The following is a 13,336-nucleotide window of genomic DNA, read 5'->3' as shown; positions in this document are numbered from 1 at the left end:
CAGAGAGTTCAGGTAAAACAACGCTTGCCCTTCATGCGGTCGCCGAAGTTCAAAAGCGGGGCGGTGTGGCGGCATACGTGGATGCAGAACATGCCCTTGACCCTGCCTATTCCGCAGCGTTAGGCGTCGATATCGAAAACCTGCTGGTATCTCAGCCCGATACGGGTGAAGCCGCGCTGGAAATTGTCGATCAGTTGGTGCGATCGAATGCCGTTGATGTCGTCGTGGTGGACTCGGTCGCAGCCCTGGTTCCTCGCGCAGAAATTGAAGGCGAAATGGGCGATGCTCACGTCGGCTTGCAGGCCCGTCTGATGAGCCAGGCACTGCGGAAGATTACGGGCAACATCGGTAAAACAGGCTGTAGCGTCGTCTTCCTCAACCAGCTCCGCCAAAAAATTGGCATTTCCTACGGCAACCCGGAAACAACCACGGGCGGTAACGCGCTCAAGTTTTATGCTTCGGTTCGCCTCGACATTCGCCGGGTGCAAACCCTGAAGAAGGGCACTGAGGAGTTTGGCATTCGCGCCAAAGTCAAAGTCGCTAAAAACAAAGTTGCACCTCCCTTCCGCATCGCTGAGTTTGACATCATCTTTGGTAAGGGCATCTCGACGATGGGCTGTCTGGTTGATATGGCAGAGGAAACCAGCGTTTTGGTGCGGCGCGGCGCATGGTACAGCTACAACGGCGAAAACATTAGCCAGGGACGCGACAACGCGATCAAATACCTGGAAGAAAAGCCGGAATTTGCTCAGGAAGTCGAAAAGCTGGTGCGCGAAAAGCTGGATAAGGGCGCAGTGGTTTCCGCGAACTCGGTGGGTTTACCGGACGAAAGTGATGACGACGGCGATGAGCTGCTCGATGAGGAGTAAGGCTTTTCGCAGCTTGTCAGCCTCACGAGCGATTTAAGCAAAACTGAGCAGTTTAGACAGGGGGCTTTTTGCCCCTTGTTTTTTGTCGGGCTGATTCGAGAATCAGGGCTGAATTTGTGCTTAAGTGAGATCGATGTTTTTGCCGATCGACACCGTGCCCGACGCAAAGAAAACGGCTGACCCAAAGAAAACCCGATCGCTGATGACCATTGCCGGAATTGTGGCAGTGGCAACGCTGCTCAGCAAAATCTTTGGACTGGTTCGCCAGCAGGGAATTGCCGCAGCCTTTGGGGTCGGTCCAGCCTACGGCGCATACAACTTTGCCTACGTGATTCCGGGGTTTTTGCTGATTTTGCTGGGCGGTATCAATGGTCCGTTTCACAGCGCGATGGTCAGCGTTTTGGCAAAGCGCAAGCAGGAAGAAGTCGCGCCGATCATCGAAACCATTACCACGCTGGTGGTCGGAGTGCTGCTGATCGTGACGATCGCCTTAATTGTGTTTGCCGAACCGATGATGCGCCTGGTCGCACCCGGACTCTACATTTCAGCGGCAGAAGCACAGGCACAGGGCATTTCTGTGGCAACCTACGCCACTCTGGAGCAAACCAGGGCGATCGCGATCGAGCAGTTTCGCATTATGGCTCCGATGGCGGTTCTTGCCGGGCTGATCGGGATTGGCTTCGGTGTGCTAAATGCTGCCGATCAATACTGGCTGCCCTCGGTGAGTCCTCTGTTTTCCAGCGTCACCGTGCTAATTGGATTAATCGGATTAGCTTTAACACTCGGCGAGCGCATGACCCAGCCCGAATACGCGGCGATCGGCGGGGCAGTGCTGGCTTGGTCTACGCTGGCAGGAGCTGTTTTGCAGTGGCTGATTCAGCTTCCGGCGCAGTGGCGATCGGGCTTGGGCGGATTTCGGCTACGGTTTGAGTTTCAGCGTCCCGAAGTGCAGGAAGTAATTCGCATCATGGGTCCGGCAACTTTTTCGTCGGGAATGCTGCAAATCAACGTCTGGACGGATCTATTTTTCGCCTCGTTTATCCCGAATGCGGCGGCGGCAGTGTCAGCAATGGGCTATGCAGGCTTGCTGATTCAAACCCCGATCGGCGTGTTGTCAAACGTAATTCTGGTTCCGCTGCTGCCTGTATTTTCACGGCTGGCGGCTCCTGAACACTGGGACGAACTGAAGGACCGAATTCGCCAGGGACTTCTGATGACCGCGATTACAATGCTGCCCCTGAGCGCGCTGACGATCGCCCTCGCCGTCCCCATCTGTCGCGTCATTTATGAGCGATTTGCCTTCAAAGAAGAAGATGCTCGGCTGACTGCCACCGTGCTGATTGCCTACGCCGTGGGGATGTTTGTGTATCTGGGGCGCGATGTGCTGGTGCGGGTGTTTTATGCGCTGGAAGATGCCGACACGCCGTTTCGCATTAGCATCGTGAATATTGTCATTAATGCAGTTTTGGACTTTCTGCTGGTGAAACCGTTTGGCGCACCTGGCATCATCCTGGCAACGGTGGGCGTGAATCTAATTTCTACGGTGGCAATGATAGTTGTGCTAAATCGCCGTCTGAATGGATTGCCAATCGCCCAGTGGAGTCAGCCCTTTGTCGGACTCGCGATCGGCAGCGTGATTGCCGGATTTGCCGCCTGGGGCACACGCTACGGCTTAGAGCAGGTGCTGGGAACAGATAGCTTTGGGGTGCTGCTGCTCCAGGTCTGCCTTGCCGGACTTGCCGGATTGGTTGTGTTTGGACTGTTTGCCGTCCAGATGCGCTTGCCAGAAGTGAATCAGTTGGTCGATCGCCTCCTGAGACGCAGCAGAACGAGAACTTAAACGGCGGGCTTGCCGAGTGTTGTAGAATCACCCGATAGCAGAATTATGAAACAGCCTCATCAGGGAACAACAACATCACCGGATAACTGTGCCCCTTCCTGAGAAACTTCCAACGCTCAAAGTCCCGGGCTAATGGGGAATAAGGAGGCTGCCCAGCAAGGTCAAACCTAGCCCCGCATTCTTCAATTCAGCAACGCCGTTCTCCTCAGCTACACTGCACTTGCCACCGCAACGGGTTCATACAGATACTCAAACCAGTTTCCCTCCGGGTCGCGTCCGTAAAAGGAAGCAGTGCCGTCCCGATGGTCGTGAATTTCCGTGAGATGGACGCCTTCTGCCTTCAGCTTCTCGTAAGCCGATTGAACTTCAGCCCGATCGTGGAAAATAAAGCCAAAGTGCGCACCCGCGTGCTTATAGCTCGGACTCAGCAATGCCAGCCCGTCTTCCCCCGCTTTGAGATATGCCCAGTCTGCATCTTTCCAAACCAGGTTCATTCCTAAAGCCTGGTAAAACTGCGCGGCGCGATCGATATCTTGAACACAAATGGCAACGTGACCAATTCGCTTGAGCTGCATACGCCTCACCTTCCTTCAAATAGGCTCCTCTAGCTCTATTGTAGGTCAGGCATTTCGCGATAATCTGGGGTTGGATTCCTTCCATTTGGCGGCTGATACAAGATCTATGAACACTCCTCACCCTGCAAATTATCGAACCCACTTTTTTCAACAGTTTTTGCATCTTTCCTTTGCAGCGCTCGTAACTGTCACCCTAGCTTGCGGCTTATGGTTTGGCTCTGCCTCCTTCGCCCCGATCGCAGCCGCAGTCACTCAAATTTCGCTGAGCGATGTTACTTATCACGAATGTCCGGCGGAACTGTCCGAAGGGGCTATTACCTCTGGCGGCACGAGTATGCGGGCAAAGTGCTTTATCGTCACGGGCAAAGCTAACAACTCATCGGGCAAGCCCGTACTCAACGCTGATATTTTTGGACGGATCTACGATGCCAACGGCAATTCGGTAATGGAAAATCGGACTCGGTTGGGGTCGATCGAAGAAGTGCCGCCCGGAGTGAGCGATTTTGAGCTTCGCATCTCGATTCCGGCAAACCAACCGACCCCGCTTCAGCTTGAACAGTTCAAAGCTGCCGGATTTGCAGGGAAAGTTCGCCGCTAGGGTCTAAGGCAGTGTTTGAGAGGGGCAAATGGCTCCCGCTTTGAGGAACTGCGAAGCGATCGGAACTGCCGATTTTCCGCTTTAGTTCCCCACTTGCCCTCTCATTCTCCCAGGCTGGGAGCTTTGAGATTTTTATTAAGCTTTATTGGTTGCCTCGATCGATTGCGTGACGAATTCCATCAGACCGATTACAATTTCCTTCGGTTTGTGGGTGTGCAGTGGCAGTTTTCAGGCTGCCTAAACTTCCCCAATTGCCCCTTTCCCAGTGACGACGCTATGCCCTCAGGGACTACCCAACCCCATTCGCCGCAAACTGCTCAGCAGAATTTTGGATCTGCCGCATCCGAGAAGGCTCAAACCGTTCCCCCCCGGTTTGCTCAGGCTCATCCTGATTTATCTGGCTCTGATCAATCGCCTCAGTCCGCAGAACCGATCGTCGAACTGCACCAGGTTAGCAAAATCTACAGCAATGGCTGTGCTGCGCTGCTCGACGTGCATTTGCAAGTGCGAAGGGGCGATTTTCTGTTTGTCACGGGTCCATCCGGTTCAGGAAAATCAACGCTGCTAAAGCTGCTCTACGGCGAAGAACGTCCAACCCAGGGCGAAGTCATTGTCAACGATCAGTCGATCGCCCAGCTTCGTGGCAACGAACTTTCTAAGCTACGGCGGCAGGTCGGCGTAGTATTTCAAGACTACAAGCTTATTCCGCGTCGCACGGTTTCTGAGAATGTTGCTTTTGTGCTGTGGGCGCAGGGCTTTACGCGCAAAGAAATTCATCGACGGCTTTTGCCAACCCTTCGCATGGTGGGCTTGCAGGATAAAGCAAACTGTTTTCCCGATCAGCTTTCCGGCGGCGAACAGCAGCGCGTCAGCATTGCCCGTGCGATCGTCAGTACGCCCCCCATTCTCTTAGCCGATGAGCCCACCGGAAACCTCGACCCAGACAACTCCTGGCAGGTGGTCAAAATTCTGCAAAAGCTGAATGCGGTGGGCATCACTGTAATCATCACAACTCACGATGAGCAGCTCGTACGGGCATCGCATCATCCGGTCGTGCAAATTCGCAACGGGCGATTATTTCGAGAACGATAGGTCTGGAAAACAATAGGTGGTGTTGCTGAATCGGAGTATGACCCCCTCTAGCCCCCAACTTTGGGGGGAACCAGAATTCAAAGTCCCCCAGCATTGGGGGATTTAGGGGGCGATACAGAAGCTAAATTTGCACCCTTCATATCCCGAATTCAGCAATGCCCAATAGGTCTGGAAAAAGGTTCAAACCCCTAAATCTGGGACAGCCGATCGCGAATATTGGTTAGCTGGCGGCGCGAGTTAATCGGATCACGCGGTTGGGGCAATTCGGTATTGGGCCAGCCGGGAAGATCAGAACAGGGACACTCGCCGCTCGTCTGAACCCCTAAACCCAGCATCGGCACAGGCATCGCGCATCGGGCACAACTCGAAATATCCCACTGCGACGACAGCAGTTCTTCGATCGTTTGAATGGTTCCTTCCAGATAGCTCGATTTCCAGGCTCCGCTTGTGATGTGCTGCCAGCAAGCCTCAAACTCAGGACTGTATCGATCACCCTGGATCACCGCTTGGGGCAGAACCTTCGAGCGTCCGTCACTCGTTTTGCCGTTCACAATCAGCGGCTTGCCAAGCTGAAACCAGTAGGCAAGATATTGTTTGACCTGTTCAAGTGATGCCATAGGAAAATGCGGTGAAGGAAACTCTTAGCAGGGAAATGCAATCAGTTGCAAGTCATCATGGGCTGAGCCGTTGCCCGAATCGTTGCCCTCCTCTATCACGCCGACGCCGAATTGCTCCCACCTTGGTTTGATTTCTCATTGCGATTCGCCTTGACCGACCGCACTAAATCCAATTGCACTAAATTGCATTTTGGGGATGACAACTCACGTTGCTTGATTAGCAGATAATTATCTTTGATCTTAGTGATTCTACGATCGTTTAAGTGCGCTGTAATCCGCAGGAAAGATTAAGCTTTGCCAGAGGAAGTATTGGTCATTTGCGGTTAGAGGCGATTTCAACAGGAGACGTTCTATTGAGCTACCATTACCGCTCAGCATTCAGTTCTCGATCGATCGACTGCCCCAGCTCGCTCAGGTTCAGCACATAGCCGCCTGTTGCTAGATAAACAGTGTCTGCGATCGTGCCAATTCTTCGAGTGAGATCGCCCAGTCGATCGCGAAACAGTCGCCCGATCGGATAAGCAGGCACAATGCCCCAGCCCGTTTCCTCCGCTACAAAAATAATGTGAGTTTGGGTGTGGTGCAGTGCGTTTAACACCTGGGCGATCGTTTGCTGCCAGGTGTCTTCGTTTTGCTCCAGCAGGTTGGCAAGCCAGGTTCCAAGGGAATCGATCAGCAGGCATTCTTGATTTGCGCTTTCGATCGCCGCTGCCAGGCCGATCGGCACGGACAGGGTTTTCCAGGCAGGAGGACGGCGTTGCTGATGACGCTCAATTCGCGCCTGCCATTCAGCATCTTCGGGATTGAGCTGAGCCGTTGCAAGGTAAATCACCGATCGCCCCGAACGTGCTGCCAGGGCTTCTGCCCATTCACTCTTGCCCGATCGGGCTGGACCCGTCACTAAAACTATCTGTCTGGAGGAGTTGGCAGAGGAGGGCATAGGTTTCTATAGTGGGGTAATCGCAAAAATCGCTAAAATAAGCTAGCTACAATAAGCGATAAATCGGGGTCGTGCAGGTCGTTTTGTTATTCTCTCCACATTCTCTGATCCTGCTGAGGCTGGCAGTATGAAACCTGACAAGCACGAACTGAAGCGGATTGAGGCAACGCTGGATCATCTGGATTCGGCAAATCTGCCAGCCGATACTGAGCTTTCCCGCCCTCCAGCGACATTCCCTGCTGCCCGGTCTGTGCAGCCTTTTCCGATTCGAGAAAACAGTCCCTCTACGCCGCTGCCGAAATCAAAGTTGCCTCAAGTTAGCTCCCAGCGTCATGCGACAAATCCGCATTTATCGATCGGCTTATTGCAGGAAATTGAGGCGATCGTGCAGCAGTGGCAGAGCGAATTAGAGCAGGTTTCGCAGCAGATTCATGCCCTTTATGCTGAAGGTCCGATCGTGGATGGCTGGCTCGAAGCACAGCCCCCTGAAGCTTATCAGACGATGCAGCCCATTGGCGCAACTACGCTGCGTCATGCCGAAATCGAACATCTTAAAGAATATGTAGATGCGATTTGCAGCATGCCCCAGCCACCCTTTACCGACAATCAGCCTCGCAGCGGCTACCGCCTGTGTGGACTTGATGCCGACGGTCAGCTCTGGTCGCGCCCCTGTCCACCGCAGCAAGTTGCCTACGTGAGTTTGGCGATCGCTCGCTATCAAAAACTGCGAACGCTGCTGGGCAAAAAGCAATCGCTCGAAAATCGCCTGATGAAACTTGTGAAGGATTTGACACTGCTGCACGGACAAATGCAGGAAGACTAACAAACTAGATTGCTATAAATTCGTTGAAATTGCCTGTACCGGACAGGTCGGAATGCACTGTTCGCACACGACGCATTTCGATCGCGTAAACGTTAGCTTAAAACTCTGGCGATCGAGGCTCAGTGCCTCTGTAGGACAAACACCCGTGCATAAGCCGCAGTGAACGCACAAATCTTCATCGATCAAAATTTCGCGGCTGGCAAGGGAAATGCCGATATCCTGTGCCCGCATCCAGTCGATCGCTGCATCCAACTGGTCGATATCACCGGATAACTCTACAACCAGCGTCCCAATCTGATTCGGCGTGACCTGTGCCCGAATAATATTTGCCGCAACGTTAAAATCCTTTGCCAATCGATAAGTGACAGGCATGTGCACCGATCGCTTCGGAAAGGTGAGCGTAACTCGTTTTTTCATTTTTGAAATTCTCCTGCTAGAAACCTACTAAGAACGGCAATCGCCTACAGCCCCGCTTTCACGCCTGATCGAAAATTCGCTACGCTAAAGAAAGTGAGCGTTCACTCTTGCTCTTAGCTTTTTCTTGTTCTGTCTCGCGTTCAACGTTTTCTTGCCATGACTGCAACGCCTTCTAGTCCTACTCCCCAGTCTAATCCGGCAGCCCGAATTCGGAATTTGATTATCCTGCTGGTTGCGATAGTCCTTAGCCTCTCGATTTTTCTGGGCGTGCGCTTTGGCAGCGATACCGGAACCCTGGCGGCAATGGCAGAAACCGCAACGCCGCTGGATGTCGCCCTCAAAAACGAACAGCCGACGCTGATTGAGTTTTATGCGGACTGGTGTACCTCCTGTCAGGCAATGGCAAAAGACATGAGCGATCTTAAAGATGAGTTTGGCGATCGAGTGAATTTCGTCATGCTTAACGTAGACAACACAAAATGGCTGCCTGAAATGCTCTCCTATCGGGTTGATGGCATTCCCCACTTTGTTTTTCTTGACCCGCAGGGAGAATCGATTGCCAGCACGATTGGAGAACAGCCGCATACGGTGATGGCAGCTAACCTCGAAGCCTTAGCAACAGGTTCACCGCTCCCCTATCTTCAGTCGAGAGGACGCATCTCCGAAGTAGAGTCTCCCACTGCCCCTAAATCTCAAAATGATGATCCGCGAGGTCATGGAAGTCAGGTGAAGGAGTAGCCCCAGAAATACAAAAAAGCCAGAGCAAATACTCTGACTTCAAGGTTGAACTTAAGCTGATTTTATAAGATTAGGTCGTTTAACTAAATAAGCTGACGCGAAACAAACTTCTCAAATTCGGCTTGCGTTTCGTGAAGCAATTGCCCACGACTATCCGTCATTTTGCCCAGGGTTGGAACCAGATTCCGCGCCTGTAACGCCATGTGAAGCTGGAGATGTGCAACGTATTCGCTGAAGTCTTCACGGGTTGAAGGGTTAGATACCGACTTGAAATTCACAGCCAAAATGCTCTCCTCTCAAGAACTGCGTTGCAAAAGTCAATGCTATTGAACGTAACATAATGCGATTTCTCACATAAGTGTTTGCAATGAACTGTTACTTTCTGCGTACTTCTTTTGACTGATGAAAATGATTGAGGAAAAACCGATCGCTATTTTTGGCTAAGCGGCAGCTTAAAACATGACTCATCCCGGAGCCTTTCTTGCAGGTGAAGCAGCAGGGGTCGGAGGGGGTTGCGATCGACTCAGGCTGCCTGCTTTGTTTGTGCCCAATATTTGTGCTCAATGCTTGTGCCCAACTTACGCCAGATTAGCGCTTCGCCAGCTAACCCTCGACGTTGCGAATTAACACCCCAGGCTGTTTTTGAATCGGCAGCGAATCCAGCACATCGGTTTGGGCGCAGTATTTCAGATCGTCTAGACAGTCGAGCCGCAGCAGTCGCTTGCCGTGGGTTGCCTGGTGCAACAGTCCCAGCAGATTGTTTTGCCACTGGCTATAGAGCGCGACCGCCCCAAAGACTTCATCATTTCCGGCAATTTCCGGCAGGGAATGTTCTCCTTCAAGCTGTTGGCTGATCTGATGCACGATCGCCCCTGCACAAACGGTATCTTCCAGGGAGAAACTGCCTTCCCAGCCAGAGCCAACGATCCACACGGTTTCAGGACGGTGCTTGAGCAAATAATTCACCACCGCATGCCGGTTAATCAGCGCAGCCGTTAACACCGTTTCGGCATCCTGAAGCCGTTCCAGGCAGCGAGTTCCATTCGTGGTGCTGATAAAGAGGCGTTTGCCGGAAACCAGTTCGGGAGTACAGTCCAGCGGGGAGTTTCCCAAATCACAGCCTTCTACTTTTGCGCCACCTCGTTCCCCTGCGCGCAGCCGCTTGTCAGGAAGCCACTGTTCGCTCACGTGCATCAGCTCTTCCATGCTGCTAAACACCTGAACTCCTTCTGCGCCTGCAGCGAGAGCGGTTGCAATAGTTGACGTTGCGCGAAGCACATCAACCGCAATTGCACAATCAGGAATTTGGGCGATCGGGGTCAGTTCGGGCGTGTGGTATATGGAGAACTTCACGGGCAGCGGATTTTAGGGTAAAGGTAAACAGGAGATATGAACAGATCCTATAAATAATCAATTAAAGAGCTGTAAGAAAAATTAATGCCTATTGCCCTCCATTCTATCGGGTAATGGTCAGGGAATAGGGCGATCGATTGCTCTAGACATTGATTTAATTTAAGTATTTATGCTTATTGATAAGTTAAGCTTAGGTTATCAGTCGGGACGTGAGCAATGGGAAGTAGAAGAGTAGATGGATCAGGGATAACGCTTGTATTTCGGCATTGCCGTCATTCTAGAGCGAGACAAAGCCCTATCTCTATCTCCCATTTATCCCAGATTTGAAACGATTCAAAAATCCAGGATCATAAGGCTCGGAGATGCGGTTATTCTAAGAAGCCTGTCATGTTTCCGCTCCCTTTCTGCTCTTTGAAATTAAGCTATGGATCGCTACTTTACCGTTGAAGCTCTCTCGCGCACGGCAAACGCCCAGCAGGTGATTTATGCTGCGATGCACCAGGATTATGCGGAGGCATTTGTCTGGGAGGAGCGCGATCAATTTCCCGATGAAGTCAAGGCGGGCGAATTGGTGGTTCGCAACCTGCTAGCAGGCAACCGGGGACACTTCGGACCGCTCGAACATCCTCAGATCGTGCTGAACTGCGGCTATTTTCCCCACTCGACGATGCAGCAAATCAGAACGCATCGCGTTGGAATTTCGTTTGATGTTCAATCGTTTCGGTACACTGGAGCCCGAATTACTGACGTGGTGCAAGGCAAGCGAGACGTTGAAGAAGTGTTTTATCTGCGTCCGATCGGCTCTTATACGGATCGTCAGGGTAAACGCTACGACTACACCGAAGAACTACGACAGGAAGATCTGAGCTGGTGTCTGGAGGGCTGCAAGCGATATCAGCAGCGAATGGAGCAGGGTTTTTCTGAGGAACATGCAAGAGGACTCATTCCTTTTGATGTGCGGCAGCATTGGGTGATGTCTGCCAACGTTCGATCGCTGATGCACCTGCTCGATCTGCGCTGGAAAGCCGACGCTCAGCTAGAGGCACAGCAGCTTTGCGAACTGATCTGGACGCAGTTTCAGGATTGGGTTCCCAGCATTGCAGACTGGTATGAATCAAATCGGGCGAAAAAAGCACGCCTTGCACCATGACGCTTTCTTTTTGTGCGATCGTTAAAAACGAAGCCGCCAATCTGCCACGCTGCCTGGAGAGTGTGCAGGGCATGGTCGATCAGATCGTGATTCTAGATACGGGATCAACCGATGAAACAGTGACGATCGCCCAATCCTTTGGCGCAGAGGTGCATCACTTTCCCTGGAATAATTCTTTTGCCGCTGCCCGCAATGAATCCCTAAAATACATCACGGGCGATTGGGTCCTTGTTCTCGATGCCGACGAAGCCCTCAACTCGCAGATTATCTCCTCGCTTCGGCAGGCAATGCAGCAGCCCCAGGCGATCGTCATAAACCTGATTCGGCAAGAAATTGGAGCAGCTCAGTCGCCTTATTCGCTGGTGTCTCGCTTGTTTCGCCGCCATCCAGAGGTTTATTTCAGCCGTCCCTATCACGCAATGGTGGATGACAGCGTGGCTAAACTGCTGCAACGGGAACCGCAGTGGCAGGTCATTAATCTACCGGACGTGGCAATCCTTCACTACGGCTATAAGCCCAGTACCATCGCCAGCCGTGACAAGCTTCAGAAAGCCAGACAAACAATGGAGGTCTTTCTGGCAGATCATCCCGACGATCCCTATGTGTGTGCCAAGTTGGGTGCGCTTTATGTGCAGATGGGGGACGTGCAGCAGGGACTTGTGCTGCTTCAGCAGGGGCTCCAGAGCGGACAGAGCGATCCGCCTATCCTTTACGAGCTGCACTATCACCTGGGCATTGCCTATCGTCAATCGGGCAATTTACCCCTGGCAGAACAGCACTACCACGCCGCCCTGCAACAGCCCATCCTCGATCGCCTCAAGTTAGGTGCACAGAATAATTTGGGCAGTCTGTTGCTGGCTGAGGGAAATCTTAAGCGCGCGAAAGACTGCTTTGAAACCGTCATTCAACTTGATCCCACCCTGGCGATCGGATACCACAACCTGGGGATGACCTGCAAAGCGATCGGACAATTTACCCAGGCGATCGACCACTATCAGCAGGCAATTCGCCTCAAGCCCGACTACGCAGAGGCATATCAGAATTTGGGCGTCGTGTGGCTCAAGCTCGGTCGCGTGAATGAAAGTCTGGCTGCGTTTCGGCAGGCGATCGATCTGCATCAGCAGCAGAATCCCTCAGAAGCCGATCGGCTCCGGCAAGGACTGCGCGAGATGGGCTTTCAGGTTTAGTTTTCGGGCTTAACTCGATAATTCAGCTAAAAACTGGCGGATTACGCCGATCGTCACCGCAGGCAGTTCGAGTTGGGGCGTTAAGCCGACCCCTTCCAAAACTTCGACGGCTTTGATAGCACGAGGGTTCAGTTCGGCAAATCGCTGTGCCAGAGCTGGAGGGCTGAGCTGTGCCTGTCGCCCCCAGAGAATCGCAGTCGGAACAGTGAGATCAGGAAGATATTGAGCCAGGTCAAAGCACAAATCACCCCGCACTAAGGACAGAGCACTGGCTTCGGCATTGGGCTGGAGGGCAGAAGCGAGATAGGCATCCACCACTTCAGGGGAGACGCGATTTGACTGGGCAAACTGCCGCTGCTCTAAAAACGTCCGAATTCCGAATGGGTTGGCAATCACAGTGCTATACAGCAGCCGATCGACTCCGGGAATACTGACAATTGAGGCGATCGGATTTTGATAGGGCTGTCCAAAGTCTGCCAGCCCGGTGGGGGCACTCAGGATCAGCGATCGAATCAAGCCGGGATAACTCACTGCGACTCGCACCACAAAGGCAGCGGTCAGCGAAGAAGCCACCACGATCGCAGGCGAAGGAGCAACCTGCTCTAGAAATTCGCGAATGGTGATCAGGTAGTCTTCGATTTGATAAGGGCGCGTCAGGTGGTTCGATCGTCCCCAGCCCAGCAGATCGGGAGCGATCACCTGATATTCGGGCACAAATGCGGGATAGACCTTTGACCATTCATAAGCCGATGAGCCACCGCCAAAGCCATGCAGAAAGACGATCGGCGGTTGATCTTCAGGCGATCGCTTTCTGGTAGATTGCGATGCCGGCGAGGTTGCTTGATCCGCAGTGTAGTAGACGATCGATCCCAGGCTGGTTGAAATCGAGTCTTGACGAAAACCGGGCGGTTGCAGCATAGACTGAGAAAAAAATTAAATAAAGTCGTAAGCAGAGATAAAACTCTTGAAGCAGGGCAGACAACTATTAAATTATGTTAAGATTTGCAGTAAAAATACTACTTGTATGAGCGATCGGAATTGACAATTCCTTAAAAACGTACAAATCGCAACTTTTTTAAGTGATAGTTGCGTAATAATACGAGTAAGTCAAGAACGACGATATCAGACTGATAGGGT

At 52.4% G+C, this 13,336-nt stretch carries 15 protein-coding genes; 8 read left to right on the top strand and 7 right to left on the bottom strand.

Features of this window, described 5'->3' with window-relative positions:
• A partial coding sequence (recA, locus tag H6F80_RS19835; RefSeq protein ID WP_190793250.1) for a recombinase RecA occupies positions 1-869 on the top strand: 869 nt, incomplete at its 5' end.
• 133 nt (positions 870-1,002) lie between these two features.
• Positions 1,003-2,709: a murein biosynthesis integral membrane protein MurJ gene (gene murJ / locus H6F80_RS19830; protein WP_190793249.1), complete on the top strand. Its 1,707-nt coding sequence runs from the start codon at positions 1,003-1,005 to the stop codon at positions 2,707-2,709.
• Positions 2,710-2,918: 209 nt separating this feature from the next.
• Here the strand turns inward: murJ and H6F80_RS19825 are convergent, their stop codons facing one another.
• On the bottom strand, positions 2,919-3,284 hold the full coding sequence (locus H6F80_RS19825) for a VOC family protein (protein WP_190793248.1): 366 nt from the start codon (positions 3,282-3,284) through the stop codon (positions 2,919-2,921).
• Between the two features lie 106 nt (positions 3,285-3,390).
• On the opposite strand from H6F80_RS19825, the gene H6F80_RS19820 reads away from it, so the two are divergent.
• Both H6F80_RS19820 and ftsE read left to right on the top strand, forming a co-directional pair.
• Complete coding sequence (locus tag H6F80_RS19820; RefSeq protein ID WP_242067465.1) at positions 3,391-3,882, top strand: hypothetical protein; 492 nt, start codon at positions 3,391-3,393, stop codon at positions 3,880-3,882.
• Positions 3,883-4,158: 276 nt separating this feature from the next.
• A complete protein-coding gene (gene ftsE, locus H6F80_RS19815; protein WP_190793247.1) occupies positions 4,159-4,974 on the top strand; it encodes a cell division ATP-binding protein FtsE in 816 nt (271 codons plus the stop codon).
• Positions 4,975-5,162: 188 nt separating this feature from the next.
• Here ftsE and H6F80_RS19810 read toward each other — a convergent pair whose 3' ends face one another.
• Both H6F80_RS19810 and cobU read right to left on the bottom strand, forming a co-directional pair.
• Positions 5,163-5,591, bottom strand: coding sequence for a hypothetical protein (locus H6F80_RS19810; RefSeq protein ID WP_190793246.1), 429 nt, complete (start codon positions 5,589-5,591; stop codon positions 5,163-5,165).
• Between the two features lie 364 nt (positions 5,592-5,955).
• Positions 5,956-6,531 carry a bifunctional adenosylcobinamide kinase/adenosylcobinamide-phosphate guanylyltransferase gene (gene cobU / locus H6F80_RS19805; protein WP_190793245.1) on the bottom strand — a complete coding sequence of 192 codons (576 nt, stop codon included), beginning with the start codon at positions 6,529-6,531 and terminating at the stop codon, positions 5,956-5,958.
• Between the two features lie 127 nt (positions 6,532-6,658).
• Between cobU and H6F80_RS19800 the strand changes: the two genes are divergently transcribed.
• On the top strand, positions 6,659-7,354 hold the full coding sequence (locus tag H6F80_RS19800) for a hypothetical protein (protein ID WP_190793244.1): 696 nt from the start codon (positions 6,659-6,661) through the stop codon (positions 7,352-7,354).
• A 12-nt stretch (positions 7,355-7,366) separates the two neighbouring features.
• Here the strand turns inward: H6F80_RS19800 and H6F80_RS19795 are convergent, their stop codons facing one another.
• Positions 7,367-7,771: an NIL domain-containing protein gene (locus tag H6F80_RS19795; RefSeq protein WP_190793243.1), complete on the bottom strand. Its 405-nt coding sequence runs from the start codon at positions 7,769-7,771 to the stop codon at positions 7,367-7,369.
• A 156-nt stretch (positions 7,772-7,927) separates the two neighbouring features.
• Between H6F80_RS19795 and H6F80_RS19790 the strand changes: the two genes are divergently transcribed.
• Positions 7,928-8,509 carry a thioredoxin family protein gene (locus tag H6F80_RS19790; protein ID WP_190793242.1) on the top strand — a complete coding sequence of 194 codons (582 nt, stop codon included), beginning with the start codon at positions 7,928-7,930 and terminating at the stop codon, positions 8,507-8,509.
• A gap of 83 nt (positions 8,510-8,592) precedes the next feature.
• Here the strand turns inward: H6F80_RS19790 and H6F80_RS19785 are convergent, their stop codons facing one another.
• Both H6F80_RS19785 and H6F80_RS19780 read right to left on the bottom strand, forming a co-directional pair.
• The gene (locus tag H6F80_RS19785) at positions 8,593-8,787 is read right to left on the bottom strand and encodes a hypothetical protein (protein ID WP_518523617.1); all 195 of its coding nucleotides are present in this window, start codon (positions 8,785-8,787) and stop codon (positions 8,593-8,595) included.
• Between the two features lie 325 nt (positions 8,788-9,112).
• On the bottom strand, positions 9,113-9,862 hold the full coding sequence (locus H6F80_RS19780) for a 2-phosphosulfolactate phosphatase family protein (protein ID WP_190793240.1): 750 nt from the start codon (positions 9,860-9,862) through the stop codon (positions 9,113-9,115).
• Between the two features lie 424 nt (positions 9,863-10,286).
• Between H6F80_RS19780 and thyX the strand changes: the two genes are divergently transcribed.
• Entirely contained in the window at positions 10,287-11,012 is a 726-nt protein-coding gene (gene thyX / locus H6F80_RS19775; protein ID WP_190793239.1) for an FAD-dependent thymidylate synthase, read from the top strand.
• Positions 11,009-12,199 (top strand): tetratricopeptide repeat protein, encoded by a 1,191-nt coding sequence (locus H6F80_RS19770; protein WP_190793238.1) that lies wholly within the window; start codon positions 11,009-11,011, stop codon positions 12,197-12,199. Before thyX ends, H6F80_RS19770 begins: the two co-directional genes overlap by 4 nt.
• A gap of 9 nt (positions 12,200-12,208) precedes the next feature.
• Here H6F80_RS19770 and H6F80_RS19765 read toward each other — a convergent pair whose 3' ends face one another.
• Positions 12,209-13,117 carry an alpha/beta fold hydrolase gene (locus tag H6F80_RS19765; RefSeq protein ID WP_190793237.1) on the bottom strand — a complete coding sequence of 303 codons (909 nt, stop codon included), beginning with the start codon at positions 13,115-13,117 and terminating at the stop codon, positions 12,209-12,211.
• Positions 13,118-13,336: the final 219 nt, after the last annotated feature.

This window comes from Leptolyngbya sp. FACHB-711, from assembly GCF_014695615.1.
GTDB lineage: Bacteria > Cyanobacteriota > Cyanobacteriia > Elainellales > Elainellaceae > Leptolyngbya_A.
Note: the sequence above shows the minus strand (reverse complement) of the source record. Positions and strands in the feature narration are given on the sequence as shown.

What these genes read in the sequence shown, in the direction of transcription:
- murJ (WP_190793249.1), top strand. Translation starts at nt 1,003, where the DNA reads ATGTTTTTGCCGATCGACACCGTGCCCGACGCAAAGAAAACGGCTGAC.
- H6F80_RS19825 (WP_190793248.1), bottom strand. Translation starts at nt 3,284, where the DNA reads ATGCAGCTCAAGCGAATTGGTCACGTTGCCATTTGTGTTCAAGATATC.
- H6F80_RS19820 (WP_242067465.1), top strand. Translation starts at nt 3,391, where the DNA reads ATGAACACTCCTCACCCTGCAAATTATCGAACCCACTTTTTTCAACAG.
- ftsE (WP_190793247.1), top strand. Translation starts at nt 4,159, where the DNA reads ATGCCCTCAGGGACTACCCAACCCCATTCGCCGCAAACTGCTCAGCAG.
- H6F80_RS19810 (WP_190793246.1), bottom strand. Translation starts at nt 5,591, where the DNA reads ATGGCATCACTTGAACAGGTCAAACAATATCTTGCCTACTGGTTTCAG.
- cobU (WP_190793245.1), bottom strand. Translation starts at nt 6,531, where the DNA reads ATGCCCTCCTCTGCCAACTCCTCCAGACAGATAGTTTTAGTGACGGGT.
- H6F80_RS19800 (WP_190793244.1), top strand. Translation starts at nt 6,659, where the DNA reads ATGAAACCTGACAAGCACGAACTGAAGCGGATTGAGGCAACGCTGGAT.
- H6F80_RS19795 (WP_190793243.1), bottom strand. Translation starts at nt 7,771, where the DNA reads ATGAAAAAACGAGTTACGCTCACCTTTCCGAAGCGATCGGTGCACATG.
- H6F80_RS19790 (WP_190793242.1), top strand. Translation starts at nt 7,928, where the DNA reads ATGACTGCAACGCCTTCTAGTCCTACTCCCCAGTCTAATCCGGCAGCC.
- thyX (WP_190793239.1), top strand. Translation starts at nt 10,287, where the DNA reads ATGGATCGCTACTTTACCGTTGAAGCTCTCTCGCGCACGGCAAACGCC.
- H6F80_RS19770 (WP_190793238.1), top strand. Translation starts at nt 11,009, where the DNA reads ATGACGCTTTCTTTTTGTGCGATCGTTAAAAACGAAGCCGCCAATCTG.
- H6F80_RS19765 (WP_190793237.1), bottom strand. Translation starts at nt 13,117, where the DNA reads ATGCTGCAACCGCCCGGTTTTCGTCAAGACTCGATTTCAACCAGCCTG.